The following is a 16,346-nucleotide window of genomic DNA, read 5'->3' as shown; positions in this document are numbered from 1 at the left end:
AAATGGGTAAGGTCACCGGATTCATGGAATTCGCGCGCGTCGAAGAAGGCTACGAGGCCGCCGACAAGCGCAAGCAGCATTACAAGGAGTTCGTGCTCACGCTGAGTGACGAACAGGCCAAGGTGCAGGGCGCACGCTGCATGGACTGCGGCATCCCGTTCTGCAACAACGGGTGCCCGGTCAACAACATCATCCCGGACTTCAATGACCTGGTGTATCACCAGGACTGGAAGGCGGCGATCGAGACACTGCACTCGACCAACAACTTCCCGGAGTTCACCGGCCGCATCTGTCCGGCGCCGTGCGAGGCCGCCTGCACGCTGGGCATCCACGAGTTGCCGGTCGGCATCAAGTCGATCGAGCACGCAATCATCGACAAGGCCTGGGCGAATGGCTGGGTGCAGCCGCAGCCGCCGCTGCAGAAGACCGGCAAGAAGGTTGCCATCGTCGGTTCCGGCCCCGCGGGCCTCGCCGCTGCGCAGCAACTGGCGCGCGCCGGCCACGATGTGACGGTGTTCGAGAAGAGCTCGCGTATCGGCGGCCTGCTGCGCTACGGCATCCCCGATTTCAAGCTCGACAAGGGCAACATCGACCGCCGCCTCGAGCAGTTGAAGGCCGAAGGTGTCGTCTTCAAGACCGGCGTGTACGTGGGCAAGGGTGGCCTGCCGAAGGGCGTGGGTTCCGATGCCAAGCAGACCATCGATCCCGAGCAACTCAAGGCCGAGTTCGACGCCGTGGTGCTCGCTGCTGGTTCGGAAATCCCGCGTGATCTGCCGGTGCCGGGCCGCGAGCTCGAAGGCGTGCATTTTGCGATGGAGTTCCTGCCGCAGCAGAACAAGGTCAATGCGGGCGACAAGCTCAAGGACCAGATCAAGGCGACCGGCAAGCATGTCGTCGTGATCGGCGGCGGTGATACCGGTTCCGACTGCGTGGGTACCTCGAATCGCCACGGCGCGAAAAGCGTGACCCAGTTCGAGCTGATGCCGATGCCGCCGGAGAAGGAGAACAAGATGCTGGTGTGGCCGTACTGGCCGACCAAGCTGCGTACTTCTTCATCGCACGACGAAGGCTGCGAGCGCGACTGGTCGATCACCACCAAGTCCTTCAAGGGCGAGAACGGCAAGCTCAAGGCGGTCGTTACCGCCCGCGTCGAGTGGACCAAGGACGAGAAGACCGGCCAGATGAAGATGACCGAAGTCGCGGGTTCCGAGAAGGAATTGCCGGCCGATCTCGTGTTCCTCGCGATGGGCTTCGTGAATCCGCTCGGTTCGATGCTTGAAGCCTTCGGCGTCGATAAGGATGGCCGTGGCAACGCCAAGGCCAGCACCGAGGGTGCGGGTGCCTACGCCACCAATGTGCCGAAGGTGTTCGCGGCAGGTGACGTGCGCCGCGGGCAGTCGCTCGTGGTGTGGGCGATCCGCGAAGGCCGCCAGGCCGCACGTGCCGTTGATGAATTCCTGATGGGCGAGAGCGTGCTGCCGCGCTGACCGACTCAGGCTTCGGCTCGGAACGGGCGACGTGGGGAATGGCCCCTGCGTCGCCCGTTTTCTTTGCTGCGGCAGGATCGGCCGCGCAGGCGTGTCCGCTGCACTCTGCATTGAGTAAACTGCGACCCATTGCCACCCCGGGCGCAGTGCTGACTGATCGTCGTCGCCCGCTTGCTCGCGACGCTGCCCGCACACCAGAAAGAATCACATGCATAGAAGATCACGCGCCGTCCTGATGTCAGCCGTCCTGGTTGCGGCCTGCGTCGGCATGCCGAGCACGGAAGTCGATCGTCAGATGGGGCAGCAGGCCGCCCAGTCAGTGGCCAGCGACATCGGGCTCGTCGATGACCCGGCGCTGATCGCCTATGTGGACAGTGTCGGCCAGCGCGTTGCGGCTGCGCTGCCCAAGCGTCAGTTCAACTACCACTTCTCGGTCGTCGATCAGGTGGAGCCGAATGCCTTTGCGGTGCCCGGCGGCTACATCTACGTCTCTCGCGGCCTGCTCGCGCTGATCCGCTCCGAGGACGAACTCGCCGGCGTGCTGGGTCACGAGATCCAGCATGTGGAGCGTCGCCATTCGGTGCGCCAGATGAAGAAGGAGCAGCGGCTGGGTCTGCTTGCGCTGCCCGGCGAACTGGTTGGCGGCATCATCAGTGATGACCTCGCGGTGCTGGCTTCCAAGCCCTTCCAGGCAGTCGCTGCCGGCTACAGCCGCGATCAGGAACGCGAAGCGGATGCGCTGGGCCAGCCCCTAGCCGCTGCGGCCGGCTACAACCCGCTCGCCATCGCGACGATTCTCGACCGCATGGAACACTTCATCGAGACGATGACGGACGAGAAGCGTGCGCCCACCTTCTTCGACAGCCACCCGAGCACGCCGGAGCGTGTCGGCACGCTGACTCGCACCGCAGCCAGTCTGACGGCGGCTCCGTTGCCGCGCATCGCGGCTGACGAGGCGGCGCTGATGAAGAAACTCGACGGCCTGCTGGTTGGCCCCGACCCGGCAGAAGGCGTGGTTCACGACGAGACCTTCCTGCATCCGGACCTCGGTTTCCGCATGGTGTTCCCGAAGGGCTGGCTGGTGGAAAACACCCGCAAGACGGTGAACGCCATGGCGCCGACCAAGGATGGCGTCGCGGTGTTTGGCCTCGCAGGCGAGGGGTCGGCCGACGATCTGCCGAAAATTGCCAAGGCGTTCTCCGAGAAGCTCGCGCGCAAATACCGCGCTACGCCCCAGCAGATCGAAGCCACCACTGCCAACGGGCTGCCGGCCCGCGCGCTCTACCTGACCGACAAGAGCGGCAAGGAAGCGGTGCACCTCTACTTCCTGTGGGTGGTGCTGGGCAAGAACATCTACCAGATGATCGGCCTCGCGCCCGACCACCAGAAGGTGCTGGTGCGCGGCATCGCCGACAGCCTGCGTCCGCTCAATGCCAGCGAGCGCGCGTCGATCACCGAACTGCGCCTGCAAATCCTCGCTGCGCGCAGCGGCGAGGCCATACCGGCCGTCAACAAGCGCGCCGGCGGCACGCTTGCCGCAGCACTGGTGGCGGCGATGAACGGCGTGGGCGAGAACGTGCCGTTCAAGGGCGGCGAGCTCGTCAAGGTGCCGGTGCGCAAGCCCTACCGTTCCCCACGCTGACCCAAGCTGCGCCTTGCCCCGCATCGGGCGAGGCGCTCAGGCATGGGCGTGGATGCAGATCGCATCACGCCCCTTTGCCTTGGCGTCGTACATCGCCTGATCGGCGAACTTGAGGATGTCGGAGGCGCTCGTCTCCTGGCCCATGAACAGCATGATGCCGACGCTCGCGGTGCAGCGATGTTCGATGATCTGGTCGCTGCCGCGCTCGCGCGGCTTGATCAGGCGATAGGGCGTGGATAGCGCGCCGCGGATCTTTTCGGCGACCAGGTGGGCCGATGCGGCGGAAGCGTCCGCGTCGCCGTTCAATTCCTTGAGCACCACGACGAACTCGTCGCCGCCAAAACGCGCCACGGTGTCCATCTGGCGGGTACATGCGCGCAGGCGCGCAGCGGCCTCCGCCAGCAGCAGGTCGCCGACGCCATGGCCATGTGCATCGTTGAGCGGCTTGAAATTATCGAGGTCGATGAACATCGCGGCGCCGAAGCGTCCGCTGCGCTTGCTCGCCGCCATCGCGTGGCCGAGGCGGTCGTCGAGCAGGCGCCGGTTGGGCAGCCCGGTCAGCGTGTCGTAGAAGGCGTATCGGCGGATCTGTTCTTCCATCGCCTTGCGGTCGGTGATGTCTTTCACCGTGGCGATGAAGCCGACCTGCCTGCCGCTGTCGTCACGCAGCGACGAGGCGCTGACGATCACCGGGAAACGCTCGCCGGTCTTCTTCATGAAGGTCAACTCGAAGCTGCCCGGCTCGCCCCGCAAGGTCTGGACAAAGGCGCGCTGGATCTCGCCATGCGCTTCCGGCGGCCAGTACGGGAAGGGCGCGCTGCGGCCCACCAGTTCGTCGCGGGAGAAGCCCGTCATCGCGCATAGCGCCGGGTTGGCGTCCCTCGAAACGCCGTGGATGTCGAGTACCGAGAAGCCATCCTGCATCGAGGCGATCAAGTTCTCGGAGAAATGCAGTGCCGCCTTCAGTTCCTCTTCGGCCTGTTTGAGCCGGGTGATGTTGTGGTGCGCAACGACGATCCGCGTCGCCAGGGACTCACGGACCCGCGTGGCACGGGCAAGAAACCAGCGCTGCTCGCCCGGCGAGTGGCAGGGGTAGGTCGCCTCGAAGCTTTCACGCGTGCCGGCCAGCAATTCCTGCAACAGCGGGGCGATGCACTCGGCGCTGTGCGTCCCGGTCTCACTCCCGCAATTGCACGCGTTCAGGCAGCTTACGCCTTCGTCGCAGCGGCACGCCTCGCCATGGTTGTCGTGGCAAAAGTCGCGCCAGGCTTGATTGACGGCGATGATGCGGCCGCTTTCATCGATGACGCAGATGTTGGCCTGCAGGCTGTCGAGCACCGACTGCGTGAAGGCGCGTGATTCCTGCAAGGCGCATTCCACCCGGCAGCGCTCGGTGATGTCGGAGACGTACACCAGGCGAAGCGCGACGCCGTCGGCGCCTTCCACCCGTGCCGACTTCACCAGCACCCGCAGTGGGGTGCCGTCGCGCCGCACCACGTCGAGTTCGCCGTCGAAGGGGATCTGCTCGGTCAGGAAGGCGCGATGCCGGCCGATGATCTGCTCACGGGCCTGCGGCGGCAGAATCACTTCGAGGTTCTGGCCGAGCAGTTCATCGTTCGAGTAGCCGTACAGCGCACTGTAGGCAGGGTTCACCGCCTCGTAGACGCCGGCCTCGTTGATCACGGCGATGCCGATCGGGGATTGCGCCAGCACATAGTCGAAATGCATCGCCGTGGCCACCGCAGCGGTCGCTGGCGTGCTTGCATGTGTCATCGTGTGCGTTCCCCCGAAGCCGACGATCCCTCCTGTGGATTCTAGGCCCAGCCTGCCTTTGACGCCATCGGCATGTGCCGCGCAGGGATTGCGCCGCGCGCCGCGAGGGCTTACCGTGTCTGCCAACCACATCGCATGGCGAGGGCTCCCATGTATGGCGCACTGGTTTTTCGACAGCTCTTCGACGCCGCGTCCTCCACCTACACCTACCTGCTTGGCGATCCGCTCACCCGCGAAGCGGTGCTGATCGACCCGGTCTTCGAGCAGCACCTGCGCGACCGCGCCTTGATCGAGGAACTGGGCTTGCGTCTGGTGAGTGTGCTCGATACCCACTGCCACGCCGACCATGTGACCGGCGCCTGGCTGATGCAGGCCGCCACGGGCTGCCGCATCGGCGTCTCGCGTCGATACGGCGATGCCCTGCAGGGCGCCGACCTGCGCCTTGAGCACGGCGAACGTGTCGTCTTCGGCAAGCGTTATCTCGAAGTCCGCGCCACGCCGGGCCATACCGAGGGCTGCCTGAGCTTCATCAGCGACGACCTCGGGCTGGCCTTCACCGGCGATGCGCTGCTGATCCGTGGCTGCGGCCGCTGCGACTTCCAGCAGGGTGACGCGCACACCTTGTTCCGCTCGATCCGCGAACAGCTCTTCAGCCTGCCGGACGACTGCCTGATCTTTCCGGCGCATGACTACGCCGGCCGCACCATGTCGTCGGTGGGCGAAGAGCGTGCGTACAACCCGCGCCTCGGCGGGCATGCCGACGAGCGCGACTTCGTCGGCTTCATGGAAAACCTGCAACTTCCCCATCCCAAGCAGATCGCGCTGGCCTTGCCGGCCAACCTGCGCTCGGGCAAACCGGAGGACGGACAGGTGCCGCAGCCCGCCGAATGGGGTCCGGTGCGCCAGAGCTATGCCGGTTTGCTGGAGATCGATCCGGAGTGGGTCGCCGAGCATCTGCCGGAGGTGCTGATTCTCGACGTGCGTCGCCGCGACGAGATGGACGACCGCCTCGGCCACCTGCCCGCCGCCCGTCTGATCCCGCTCGACGAACTGCGCGCGCGCGCCGCCGAGTTGCCGCGTGAGCGGCCGATCGTTGCCGTCTGCCACGCCGGCATGCGTTCCGGGCAGGCGACGGTGATCCTGCGGCAGGCGGGTGTCACGCAGGTGGCGAACCTGCGTGGTGGCATGTTGCTGTGGCAGCAGATGGGGCTGCCGGTCGAACACGGCCCCATCGCCGGCTGATACGCCGACGCGCGGCCCGGCTCAGACCAGCCGCTGTTCGATCTGTGCCGCGCCGTCGGCGTAACGCACCTCGGCCAGCGCGCCGTTAATCAGCAGCCACTGCGGCGGCATGTGGCCGATGTCGCAACCGAGCAGCACCGGGCAGGGCAGATCAGCCAGCCCGCTCACCAGCGCCTCGCGCTGGTTCAGCCACTCCGGTGTGCGCACGTCGCCCGCGCTGCTGCGCCCGACCAGCACGCCGGCGAGACCCTCGAACCAGCCGGCGAGCTTGAGGCCCTGCAGCACGCACAGGAACTCGCTGGGGCGCAGGTTGCAGTTCTCGAAGTAGAGGATTGCGCCGGCATCGCCCGCCTCGCGCACGAAGCGCGGCACGTCGCCGCACGGGCTGCCGGCAAGGTTGCGCACGGTGTCGAGGCAGCCGCCAATCAGGCGGCCGGAAAACTGCACCGCGCGGCCGGGGTTCACGTCCAGCAGGGCGAGCCGGGTCGGGATCTGCGGTGCGAAGACCCGTTCCGGGTGGATGGTGTAGTCACCCCAGTCGGCCTGCCAGGCGGCCGAACTGCGCTGCGTGAAGGCGCCACCCGGCGCACTGCCGAGCGCCGGCAACAGGCCGGTGATCAGCGGATCGGTCTGGCCCGGCACCAGATCCATCAGGCAGGGGCCATGCGCAGTCGCCCAGCGCAGGCGCAAGGTCAGCGCCATCAGCAGGGTGGAGGTGTCGGAGTAGCCGAGCAGCCAGGTGGGTGTGAGTTGTTCGGTGGCCTGCCAGTCGAGGCGCGGCAGCACCTCGATTGCCAGCTCCCCGCCCCAAGGCGGCATCACCGCCGCGATCGCCGGGTCGAGCAGGCAGTGCATCAGTTCGGCGGCGCGCTGCGCGGCGGGTGCGCTGGCCTGCTTGTGCTGGGTGCGCAGGCAGTGGCCTTCGAGCGGCGTCAGGCCTTGTTGGCGCAGCCATGCGAGGGCTAGGTCGAGCCGCGGGTGACAGTCGGCCCCGACGCCCGACGAAGGGGCGGTCACGGCCACGCGCGCGCCGGCGCGCAAGGGTGCGGGGTATCGGATCATGCCGCGCAGCATGCCAGCCCCGGCGCTGCGGTGTCCTGTGTTGCATCAGGGCAAGCTCGCAGTGCGGCGTGTACGCCGCTTGCCTCGCACCAGCGTGTTTGCTGGCGCGCCGGTGACGTGAGGCTCAGTCGCTGCGGGTCTGCGCTTCCAGCGTTGCGAGGTAGTGCAAGGCATGGGCGCGTTCGCTGCCGCACATCTCTCCGGACGGCTGCAGCCCGCCGCAGCACGCCGGCCGCCGGGGGTCACCGAAGAGCTTGCAGCGCAGCTGATCGTCAAGCTGGATGCAGGGCACGCCCGCCGGTTTGCCGTGTGGCATGCCCGGTATCGGTGAGGTGATCGACGGCGCGATGCAGCACGCCGCACAGCCAGGGCGGCAGTCCATCAGCCGGCGTCCGGTGTGTGGCTGATCCAGCCGACGAGGTGATGCTGGTCGTCGCGCAGCGGCCAGTCCGTGCACGCGAAGGCTTCGCCATGCGCGAGCGCAAAGCTGCCGTGGTCGGTGACTTCGATCGTGCCACCCTGCCAGAAGTGCGCGATCAGCGCGTCGAAAGGGGTGCCTGCGGCGATCGTTTGAACGCCGTGTCGATCAACCGGGCGCGCCGACGACGCAATGTCGTGCCAGCTCGCCCAATGCAGTCCGGCCAATGCCTGCCGCAGGCCGGCGTACCAGGCGGCGTTGTCGCCATCGGGCGCGACCTGCCCGAGCAGGTTGCAGAACAGCACCGCATGGTCGGCGTACTGCGTGCGCAGCGTGGCGAGACCGCCGGGCGCAAATACGTCGAGCGTGTCGAAATGCAGCCGCGGCGAGGCGATACGGCGCGCCAGAGCGAGCCGTGCGAGCGGGTCCGGTTCGAGTACGCGGATTTCGTCGAAGCGGGTGAACAGCGCGTCGGGCAGCGTCCAGCCCGCGCTGGGGCCGATCAGCAAGAGGCGCGCACAGGGTGGTCGCCAGGCGTCCAGCCAGTGGGCGAGCGTGTTACGGAAGGCCGACCATTCGCGAGCGCGCCGGCGCAGGGCGGTGAGGTGCCAGCGCAGCCCGCCGCTGGTGTGCATCAGGTGGTTCGCGAGTCGCGGCGCCGCCAGGGGCGCCGGCAGCTCGTCGGCCGGGCAGATCACGCGACGTCGTCCGGCGATTCGCCGAGCTTTTCGTACAGGCGCGCGAGCTGGGCACGAACGGTCGCGAGCTCGTCTTCAAGGCGCGCGACGCGGTCGGCGAGCAGCGGGTCGCGGCTGGCGGCAGCGAGCGGGGCGGCGCTGGGCTGTGGCAGGTCGGGCGTGCCTGAAAGCAGGTGAGCCCAGCGGTTTTCGCGCGCCCCCGGTGCGCGGGGCAGTTCCAGCACCAGCGCGCCGGCACTGCGTTCGGCCAGTTCGGTCAGGAAGGCTTCGACGGAAGAGACGTCGGCGAACTTGTGCAGACGTTCGCAATTGGCGCGCAATTCTGCCGCGGTCTGCGGGCCGCGCAGCATCAGCACGGTCAGCAGCGCCACCGACTGTGACGGCACCTGCAGTACGCGGCCGAGATTGTGGCTGTAGCGGGTGACCCGGCTGCCCGAGCTTTCGATGATGAGGCTGTGGCTGCGCAGCGCGTCGAGCGCGAGCAGCACTTCGGCTTCGCTCGCATCGATCACCGGGTCGCGGCTAGTTTTCTGGTTGCATCCGGCGATCAGCGCGTTGAGCGAGAGCGGATAGGTATCGGGGACGGTGTGCTCTTTTTCGACCAGTACGCCGAGCACACGGGTTTCAAGCAGGGAAAGCGGCGGCAGCGGATGCGGCATGGGACTCAGGTTCTGCAAATGGGAATCGATGGCGATTGTGCCATCCAAACCTCGGTGATGACGCGTTGGCGGTGAATCTCTGGCGGCGCGCCTGCAGAAGCGCCCCTGCCCTAAAGTTTTCGTCGCCCGCTGCCGTCAACCTGCTTGTTCGGCCATGAATTGTCGCGGTGGCTGGGGCCGGACTTGCCTGCAAGCGGATTGCTTCAGGTGCGAGCGCACGCCGGGCGGTGGGGGAATCGCCGGGCGCTGACGTCCCTGTCTGCCGCACACCTTCCGAGGGCGGTTTTCCATGTCGATCTCAACGCGACTCCGACTGATGCTGATCCTGGCCATCGTGGCACTGCTCACGATCGGCGGCGTGAATCTGGTTTCGTACGGCAAGATTCAGAGACAGGTGGATCAGATCACCACCAACGCGGCGCCGAGCATCATCGTCGTCGGCGAAGTGAGCAATAACTATCGCGATTTGCGCAGCCAACTGCTTTCGGTGCTGATGGAACAGGACGCCGACCTGAAGAAGGCCTTCGTCGAGAAGAGCAAGCTCATGGAAGACGAAGGTCTGAAGAAGCTCAAGAGCTATGAGCCGCTGATTTCCGACGACGGTGATCGCAAGGCCTACGACAAGCTCAAGGCCGCGTTCACCGCCTACCTGGAGGCTTACCACGCCACCGAGGATGCTGCGGTAGGCGGCAAGGCCGACGAGGCGACGATGCTGATGTTCAGCAAGGTGATGCCTACGTCGCAGCAAGTCGAGGAATCGCTGCAAACTCTTCTCAAGGGCAACCAGGATGGCTTCGTGCAGGCGCAAGAGGAAGTCAACAGGGTGCAGCGCTCGGCGCAGGCCATCAGCATTGGCGTGAACCTCCTGTCCATCCTTGGCCTGCTGGTGTTTGGCGTGTTGGTGATCCGCGCGATCCGTGCGCCGCTCGCATCAATGGAGCGTACCGTCGAGTCGATCGAGCGCGACCTGGACTTTACCCGCCGTGTGCCACTGCGTAGCCGCGACGAAATCGGGGCCACCGTGCAGGCCTTCAATCGCCTGCTCGACAAGTTGCAGGAGAGCCTGCGCGATATTTCCTCGGCTTCAGAGGGGGTGTCGCGTCAGGCGCAGGACGTTGCCCACGCAGCGCAGGAGATGCTCGATGGCTCGCGCGTGGCGAGCGACGCGTCCAGCGCGATGGCCGCCACGGTTGAAGAGGTGACCGTCAGCATCAACCATGTGGCCGATCGCGCCAACGACGCGGCGGTCGAGAGTCGCCAATCGGGCGAGCGCGCTCAGCAGGGCGAGGCCGTGATCAACGGTACGGTGGCCGAAATCAACGGCATTGCCGATCGCGTCCATGAAGCCGCGCAGAAGATCGAGGTGCTGGCATCCGAGGCGCTCAGCATCAATGCCGTGGTCACCGTGATCAAGGAGGTGGCTGACCAGACCAACCTGCTTGCGCTCAACGCCGCGATCGAGGCCGCCCGCGCGGGTGAGCAGGGCCGCGGCTTCGCGGTGGTGGCGGACGAAGTGCGCAAGCTTGCCGAACGCACCGCCCATTCGACGCAGGAGATCAGTACCCTCATCGGCCGCATCCAGGCGAGCGCCGAAGGCGCGGTCGATCAGATGCGCGGTGTGGTGAACCGGGTTGAAATCGGGGTCAAGCAGGCGACGGAAGCCGGCACGGCGATCCAGGAAATCCGCAGCAGCTCGGGCCAGGTCGTCGGCATGGTGGGCGACATCTCGCATGCCATCCGCGAGCAGAGCGCGGCGTCCACGAACATCGCCCAGCAGGTCGAGCGGATCGCGCAAGTCTCGGAAGAAACCAACGCCTCTGCGCGGCAGACCTCGGAATCGGCAGAGTCGCTCAAGGCGCTCGCCAGCCAGATGCAGCAGGCGGTGTCGAAGTACAAGATCTGATCCCGCATCTCGCGACAGCAGGCCCCGCCCGGATTGTCCGGGCGGGGCCTTGTTCTTTGGCGGGCAAGGACTGCATCGGCGGCTTTAGGGAAGAGCGATCGATGATGCGTTGAGGTGCAACCGTGACGCGGACAAGAAAATGGCCCTCACGGGGCGGGCCATCGGGGTCTTCGTTTGCGGCTCAGGTCGAGATCAGGGGTAGACCACCTTCAGCGAGCTATCGACCTGCCCCTTGTCCAGGTAGATCAGCACCGAAGGATCGTCCGCCGCCATCTTCTTGGCTTCCGCAAGCGAGGCGACCTCTTTCGGCGGTCCGCCGAGGCCGGTGAACTGCAGCTTGGCGTAGTGCGCCTTGAGCTGATCCTGCGATTTGCCAATTACTGAATTGCCGAAATCATCTTTCGGGCTGCCAGCATAGTCGATCGGTTTTGCCGGGTTGCCATTGATGGCTTTCGCCTTGCCGAGAAAGACTTCGCTGACTTGCCCCTTGTTGAGCCCGCCGAGCGGCGATTTCGCGCCCGCGGCGACCACGGTTTCGGCGCTCGCCAGGGTGGGAAGTGCCGCGATCAGGGACGCGAGGCAGAGCTTTTTGAACATGCGCATGTCTGCCTCCTCAGAAGACGAAGTCGAGCGCGGCCGAGTAGACGTTGGTGCGGCCGTCGTAAGTGGTTGGCGACAAATTCACGAAGGCGCCTGAGAAGGGCGCGTCCTTGTGGTCGTGCTTGACCATCTCGGCCTGCAACTTGAGTGCGACGTTGCGATAGAAGTCCCAACGCACGCCCATGCCGAAGATCTCGCGATCGGAGGCATTGCCGTAGTACTTGGCCTTCAACGCAGCGGCTGCAAGTGCGCCAAAGCCCGTGCCGGTGGCGGTGAAGTCGTTGAGGCTGTGCGTCTTGAAGCCCGAGTAGGAAAGGTAGGGCGTGAACGCGCCCCAGCGATAGGCGCCCAGCAACAGCCAGCCGCTGGTCTTGGGCAGCAAGCCGTCTTCCGCCTGTCGGTAGCCATATTCCGCCTGCGCGTACCAGTTGCCTTCGTCGTAGGCTGCGCCGAGGCCGTAGAACTGACCGCTCGTGCCTTCAACGGTGTTGCGGAAGCGCGGCGCTTCGGCGGTGCATGCCGGGCATCCTGCGGACACGAGCGGGTTTTCCAGCAGCGCTGCCGAGGCCAGGGCGGTGTCGGCTGCTTCGCCGACGATCTTGATCTTGATCGCGGTGCCGCTGGCGCGCAGCGTCCATGGCCCGACGCTGTATGTCGCGGCTGCGCCGAACACCGAGTCGGCCTTGTATTCAGCCGAGGGGATCGCGAGGCTCGATTTGCCGCCGAAGCCCTGTACTTGCAGGTGCCCTGCACCGACCTCAGTGCCATACACGACCTCAGCGCCGTCGTGACGCGAAAGCGGGTAGTTGCCAGCCATTTCCAGGCTGTAGCGCACCGGGGTCAGCGAGTAACCCACAAAGCGGTAGTCCGACTGCATGAACACAGGTGTCACCATGCGGCCTGCGCGCACGCGCCAGCTGTCGTTGATGGTCCACATCACGTTGGCCCATTCGACTTCCGCCTTGTACTCGCCGGTGTTGCGCTGCATGGCCAGCACCTGCAGCACGCCGCTGAACTGGCCGCCGCGGTTGAAGTCCAGCTGCACCGCCAGGCGCGAGTCGACGTCGGTAGCCCAGTCATTCCCCTTGGCGTTTTTCTGGAATGGATAGTGGAAGCCGACGTCCTTGTCGTCGGTCTCCGATGCGGCGATCGTGCCGTAACCCGAGAACGCGAGCCAGTCGAACTGGCCATCCGCCGCGTGGGCGAACGGGCTCAGTGCGAGGCCGACCGCGATTGCAATCCGCTTGTGCATGTTTCCCCCGATATGAGTCGTGCTGCGACCCGGCCGGTCTGGGCCGGTTCCGATATGTGTCGCGCGAGCGCAGGGTCACCCGTGGTGACCTGTCTGTTTAAGCGGCGAGGGGGGCGAAAACTTTAGGATTTCATGCGTCTGAAGCAAACAACGGCCCTCGCGGGCCGTTTGTACTGATTCGGTTCCGGTGGCGATCGATCAGGGCGTGCCGACAACCTTCAGGCTACCGTCCATCTGGGCCTTGTCGAGGAAGATCAGAACGCTTGGATCGTCTGCGGCGAGCTTCTTGGCCTCGGCGAGTGAGCCGACCTCTTTCGGTGGTCCGCCCAGACCGGTGAATTGCAGCTTGGCGTAATGCGCCTTGAGCTGGTCGGAAGACTTTCCGAGCCAGGCATCCCAGAACTCGGCCTTGGGGGCGCCAACGTAGTCAATGGGCTTGACCGGGTTGCCGCCGACGGTTTTCGCCTTGCCCAGGAAGACTTCGGCAACCTGTGCCTTGGTGACGCCGGCGAGCGGCGACTTGGCGCCGGCGGCGACCACCACTTCGGCCAGGCAGAGTGTCGATGCCATTGCGCAGGCACCGGCAACGATGAGCTTGAACGTGAGCTTCATGGCTGGGCCTCCGTCAGAAGATGAAGTCGATGGTGGCGGTATAGACGTTCACCTTGCCGTCGTAGGTCGTCGGCGAAAGGTTGGTGAACGCGCCTGACCATCCATAGCTCGGCCGGTCGTGCTTGACCAGATCCGCCTGCAGCTTCAACGCGACGTTGGTGTAGAAGTCCCAGCGAACGCCAACGCTCGTCATGCTGCGCGAGCTGTTGTTGGCCTTGAGCAATCCGTTGTACTGCGCGGCGACAATGCCGGGGATGCCGGGCAGTGCTGGCAGCGCCGCCTCGTCGTTTGACTTGGTCTTGAAGACGGCGTAGCTCAGGAAGGGTGTGAAGCGCTTCCAGCGATACGCGCCGAGTGCGAGGTAGCTGTCGACACTCGGGAAGAACCCGTCGATCTTGCGGTGGCCGAACTCCAGTTGTCCGTACCAGGTGTCGTCGTCGTAGATGCCGCCGATCGTCAGGAAGTCGGCTGACATACCTGCAACGGAGGTGTCGAGTTTCTGCGCCTCTTCAGCGCAGTTGCTGCAGGCGGCGGGCGGGATCGCATGCAGTACCTTGCTCGCGAGGTTGAATGTCGGGACCGCGTCGCCAACCGTTTTCATGTCGCGCACCGCGCTACCGGCAAGGCGCACGGTCCACGGGCCGGTGCTGTAGGTGCCTGAAACCCCATAGATGCCACCCACATCCAGCGAGTTCTTGCCGAGCGCGTTGATGAAGTCGTACTTGGTCTTGCCGGCATAGCCTTGCACCTGCAGGCGACCATTCCAGACCTCGGTGTTGTAGAGCACCTCGGCGCCATCGTGGCGGCTGAGCGGATAGTTGCCCGACATTTCCAGGCTGTAGCGCACCGGGATGATCGAGTAGCCGACGTTCTTGTAGTCCGACGCGAGGAACACCGGCGTCACCATGCGGCCGGCACGTACCCGCCAGTTCTCGTTGATCGTCCACATTACGTTGGCCCACTCGACCTCGGCACGGAACTCGCCCTGATAACGTTGCGTGGCCATGACCTGCAGAACGCCGCTGAAGGTGCCGCCGCGATTGACGTCGAACTGTGCGGCGATACGGCTATCGACGTCGGTTGCCCAGTCATTGGCCTTGCCGTTCTTCTGATAGGGCATGCGGAACGAGACCGCCTTGTCGTCGGTTTCCGAGGCACCGATGGTGCCGAAGCCAGAAAAGCTGAGCCAGTCGAACTGGCCTTCCGCTGCGTGCGCGATCGGGCTCAAGACGAGCCCGATCGCCATGGCAATGGCTGTGCGTTTGTTCATGTTTCCCCCGATAGATGTCGTGCGGCGAAGCGGCCGGTCTGTGCCGGTCTGTGCCGGTCTGGGCGTGCGCCGCGCCAGCGCAAGGCCGCCCCCCGGCGACCTGTATCGGTAAGCGGCGGGGACCGCCAAAACTTTAGGAATATTTCGCCCGGAGGCTTCAGTTGCCGGACCGGCCGGGTGCGGCGCCGCGGTCCGCATGCGCGAGTCGCCGGCCGCCAGCGTGCTTGGCGGCGTACATGGCGCTGTCGGCGGCCTTGAGCAGCCCCGCGGTGTCGCTGCCGTCGTCCGGCGACAGCGCGAGCCCGATGCTGGCCGACATCGGGATGCGCAGCGCGCCCTGCAGCAGAGGCTGGGCCAGCGCCTCGAGCATGCGTCGCCCGAGGGTGTCGAGTTCCTCGCGGTCGTGCAGCGTGCTGAATACGCACACGAACTCATCGCCGCCCAGCCGCGCCACCGTATCGCCGGCGCGGGCGCAGGCGGCCAGTCGCTGCGCAACGGCCTGCAATACGCAATCACCGGTGGCGTGGCCGTAGGTGTCGTTGATTGGCTTGAAACCGTCGAGGTCGACCATCGCGACCCCAACCTTGTGATAGCCGCGCTGTGCTTGCGCCAGCGCAATCGTGAGCCGGTCGTCGAGCATGCGGCGGTTGGGCAGACCGGTCAGCGCATCATGCAGCGCAAGCTGGCGCAGCCGCGACTCGGCGTCGACCCGCTCGCTGATGTCGAGCAGCGTCACCACCCGCACTTTTCCTTCGTCGGTGCCGATCTCGCCGTGACTCAGGGCGACGTGGAAGTCGCCGCCATCGGGGCGCTCGCCACGCCATACGCCCTCATCCGCGTCCAGGAAGGTGGTCACGCGATGCCCGCGCAGCGTGTCGATACCGCGCCCGAGTATGCGCATCGCGGCCGGATTGGCCGCGACGATTTGCTCGTCGTTGTCGAGCAGGCATACGCCGGCGGCGATCTGGTCGATCATGCCTTCCAGCTGCTGGCCGCGTCGGTCGGCCGCGCGATAGCGCGCCAGCAGCAACACGATCACCAGGGCGAAGTTCAGCAAGGCAAGACTGAATGCGCCCATCTGGACAGCACGCAGGGCTTGCGTGCGTTCGAGCGACACCGCTTCGATGCGCGACGTGAGGCGGTTCATCAGGTCGAGCAGTTCGGCCTCGTGGGCGCCCAGTTCCTGCGCGATGCGCTGGCGCGGCGCGGGGGCAGCTTCGAGGCCCAGCACGCGCACCGTCGCCATGATCGGCCGCCACAGCGTGCGCGCCTGTGCCAGCAACTCGATCGCAACCGGGTCGTCGATTGGCGTCACCTGCACTCGGCGGCCGTTGCCGGCGGTGACCTCGCCGCCATCACCGAAGCCCTGCAGGGTTTCGTCGAACAAGCGCGCGGCTTCGAATAGTTCGACCTCGGCCGCCGCGAGCCGGGTGCCGTCTTCGGCTGAAAGGGTCTGCAGCGCGGCCTTGGTCATGCGTTGCGACAGCATCCGCTGGCGTCCGGCCAGATTGATCTCGACCGAGGTTTCGTCGAGTTCGTGCGAGATCCACAGGTTGATCGCCAGCACGCTCGAATCGAGCAGCATGAACATCGCCACCGAGATGGCGATGGCCTTCATCGGACTTCGGCGCAACGCGGACTGGAGCATCGGCACCCTCGCGGAGTTCTGCACGATTGATGCTACGCCCTTCGGGCGGACGCGGCACCACGCCGCTATGCCGCCTTGAC

General features: G+C 65.8%; 14 protein-coding genes. 4 read left to right on the top strand and 10 right to left on the bottom strand.

What is annotated here, in order from left to right:
- Positions 1-2: 2 nt before the first annotated feature.
- Positions 3-1,487 (top strand): glutamate synthase subunit beta, encoded by a 1,485-nt coding sequence (locus GGR36_RS13300; protein WP_183635220.1) that lies wholly within the window; start codon positions 3-5, stop codon positions 1,485-1,487.
- A 235-nt stretch (positions 1,488-1,722) separates the two neighbouring features.
- Positions 1,723-3,129, top strand: coding sequence for a M48 family metalloprotease (locus GGR36_RS13295; protein ID WP_183635219.1), 1,407 nt, complete (start codon positions 1,723-1,725; stop codon positions 3,127-3,129).
- 36 nt (positions 3,130-3,165) lie between these two features.
- On the opposite strand, the gene GGR36_RS13290 is transcribed toward GGR36_RS13295, so the two are convergent.
- Complete coding sequence (locus tag GGR36_RS13290; protein WP_183635218.1) at positions 3,166-4,902, bottom strand: sensor domain-containing protein; 1,737 nt, start codon at positions 4,900-4,902, stop codon at positions 3,166-3,168.
- Positions 4,903-5,052: 150 nt separating this feature from the next.
- On the opposite strand from GGR36_RS13290, the gene GGR36_RS13285 reads away from it, so the two are divergent.
- A complete protein-coding gene (locus GGR36_RS13285; RefSeq protein WP_183635217.1) occupies positions 5,053-6,144 on the top strand; it encodes an MBL fold metallo-hydrolase in 1,092 nt (363 codons plus the stop codon).
- Positions 6,145-6,165: 21 nt separating this feature from the next.
- Here GGR36_RS13285 and GGR36_RS13280 read toward each other — a convergent pair whose 3' ends face one another.
- From GGR36_RS13280 to GGR36_RS13265, 4 genes are all read right to left on the bottom strand, one after another.
- Positions 6,166-7,206, bottom strand: a complete 1,041-nt coding sequence (locus GGR36_RS13280) for a S66 family peptidase (RefSeq protein WP_183635216.1) — start codon at positions 7,204-7,206, stop codon at positions 6,166-6,168.
- Positions 7,207-7,330: 124 nt separating this feature from the next.
- Positions 7,331-7,588 carry a YkgJ family cysteine cluster protein gene (locus GGR36_RS13275; protein ID WP_183635215.1) on the bottom strand — a complete coding sequence of 86 codons (258 nt, stop codon included), beginning with the start codon at positions 7,586-7,588 and terminating at the stop codon, positions 7,331-7,333.
- Positions 7,588-8,322, bottom strand: a complete 735-nt coding sequence (locus tag GGR36_RS13270; RefSeq protein WP_183635214.1) for a hypothetical protein — start codon at positions 8,320-8,322, stop codon at positions 7,588-7,590. Before GGR36_RS13270 ends, GGR36_RS13275 begins: the two co-directional genes overlap by 1 nt.
- On the bottom strand, positions 8,319-8,981 hold the full coding sequence (locus GGR36_RS13265; RefSeq protein WP_183635213.1) for a YceH family protein: 663 nt from the start codon (positions 8,979-8,981) through the stop codon (positions 8,319-8,321). The genes GGR36_RS13270 and GGR36_RS13265 overlap by 4 nt, the downstream gene beginning before the upstream one ends.
- A 289-nt stretch (positions 8,982-9,270) precedes the next feature.
- Here GGR36_RS13265 and GGR36_RS13260 point away from each other — a divergent pair, with 289 nt between their 5' ends.
- On the top strand, positions 9,271-10,884 hold the full coding sequence (locus tag GGR36_RS13260; protein ID WP_183635212.1) for a methyl-accepting chemotaxis protein: 1,614 nt from the start codon (positions 9,271-9,273) through the stop codon (positions 10,882-10,884).
- Positions 10,885-11,076: 192 nt separating this feature from the next.
- Here GGR36_RS13260 and GGR36_RS13255 read toward each other — a convergent pair whose 3' ends face one another.
- From GGR36_RS13255 to GGR36_RS13235, 5 genes are all read right to left on the bottom strand, one after another.
- Positions 11,077-11,487, bottom strand: coding sequence for a phosphate ABC transporter substrate-binding protein (locus GGR36_RS13255; RefSeq protein WP_183635211.1), 411 nt, complete (start codon positions 11,485-11,487; stop codon positions 11,077-11,079).
- A 10-nt stretch (positions 11,488-11,497) separates the two neighbouring features.
- Positions 11,498-12,736, bottom strand: coding sequence for a porin (locus GGR36_RS13250; protein ID WP_183635210.1), 1,239 nt, complete (start codon positions 12,734-12,736; stop codon positions 11,498-11,500).
- Positions 12,737-12,934: 198 nt separating this feature from the next.
- Entirely contained in the window at positions 12,935-13,348 is a 414-nt protein-coding gene (locus GGR36_RS13245) for a phosphate ABC transporter substrate-binding protein (protein ID WP_183635209.1), read from the bottom strand.
- A gap of 13 nt (positions 13,349-13,361) precedes the next feature.
- On the bottom strand, positions 13,362-14,618 hold the full coding sequence (locus tag GGR36_RS13240) for a hypothetical protein (RefSeq protein WP_183635208.1): 1,257 nt from the start codon (positions 14,616-14,618) through the stop codon (positions 13,362-13,364).
- Positions 14,619-14,775: 157 nt separating this feature from the next.
- Positions 14,776-16,236 (bottom strand): diguanylate cyclase domain-containing protein, encoded by a 1,461-nt coding sequence (locus tag GGR36_RS13235; protein ID WP_183635207.1) that lies wholly within the window; start codon positions 16,234-16,236, stop codon positions 14,776-14,778.
- Between the last annotated feature and the right edge of the window lie 110 nt (positions 16,237-16,346).

Origin of the sequence: Niveibacterium umoris, from assembly GCF_014197015.1 — a bacterium.
In the GTDB taxonomy this organism is placed as follows: domain Bacteria; phylum Pseudomonadota; class Gammaproteobacteria; order Burkholderiales; family Rhodocyclaceae; genus Niveibacterium; species Niveibacterium umoris.
The sequence above is the reverse complement of the archived record's forward strand: the minus strand, read 5'-3'. Positions and strand labels throughout refer to the sequence as shown.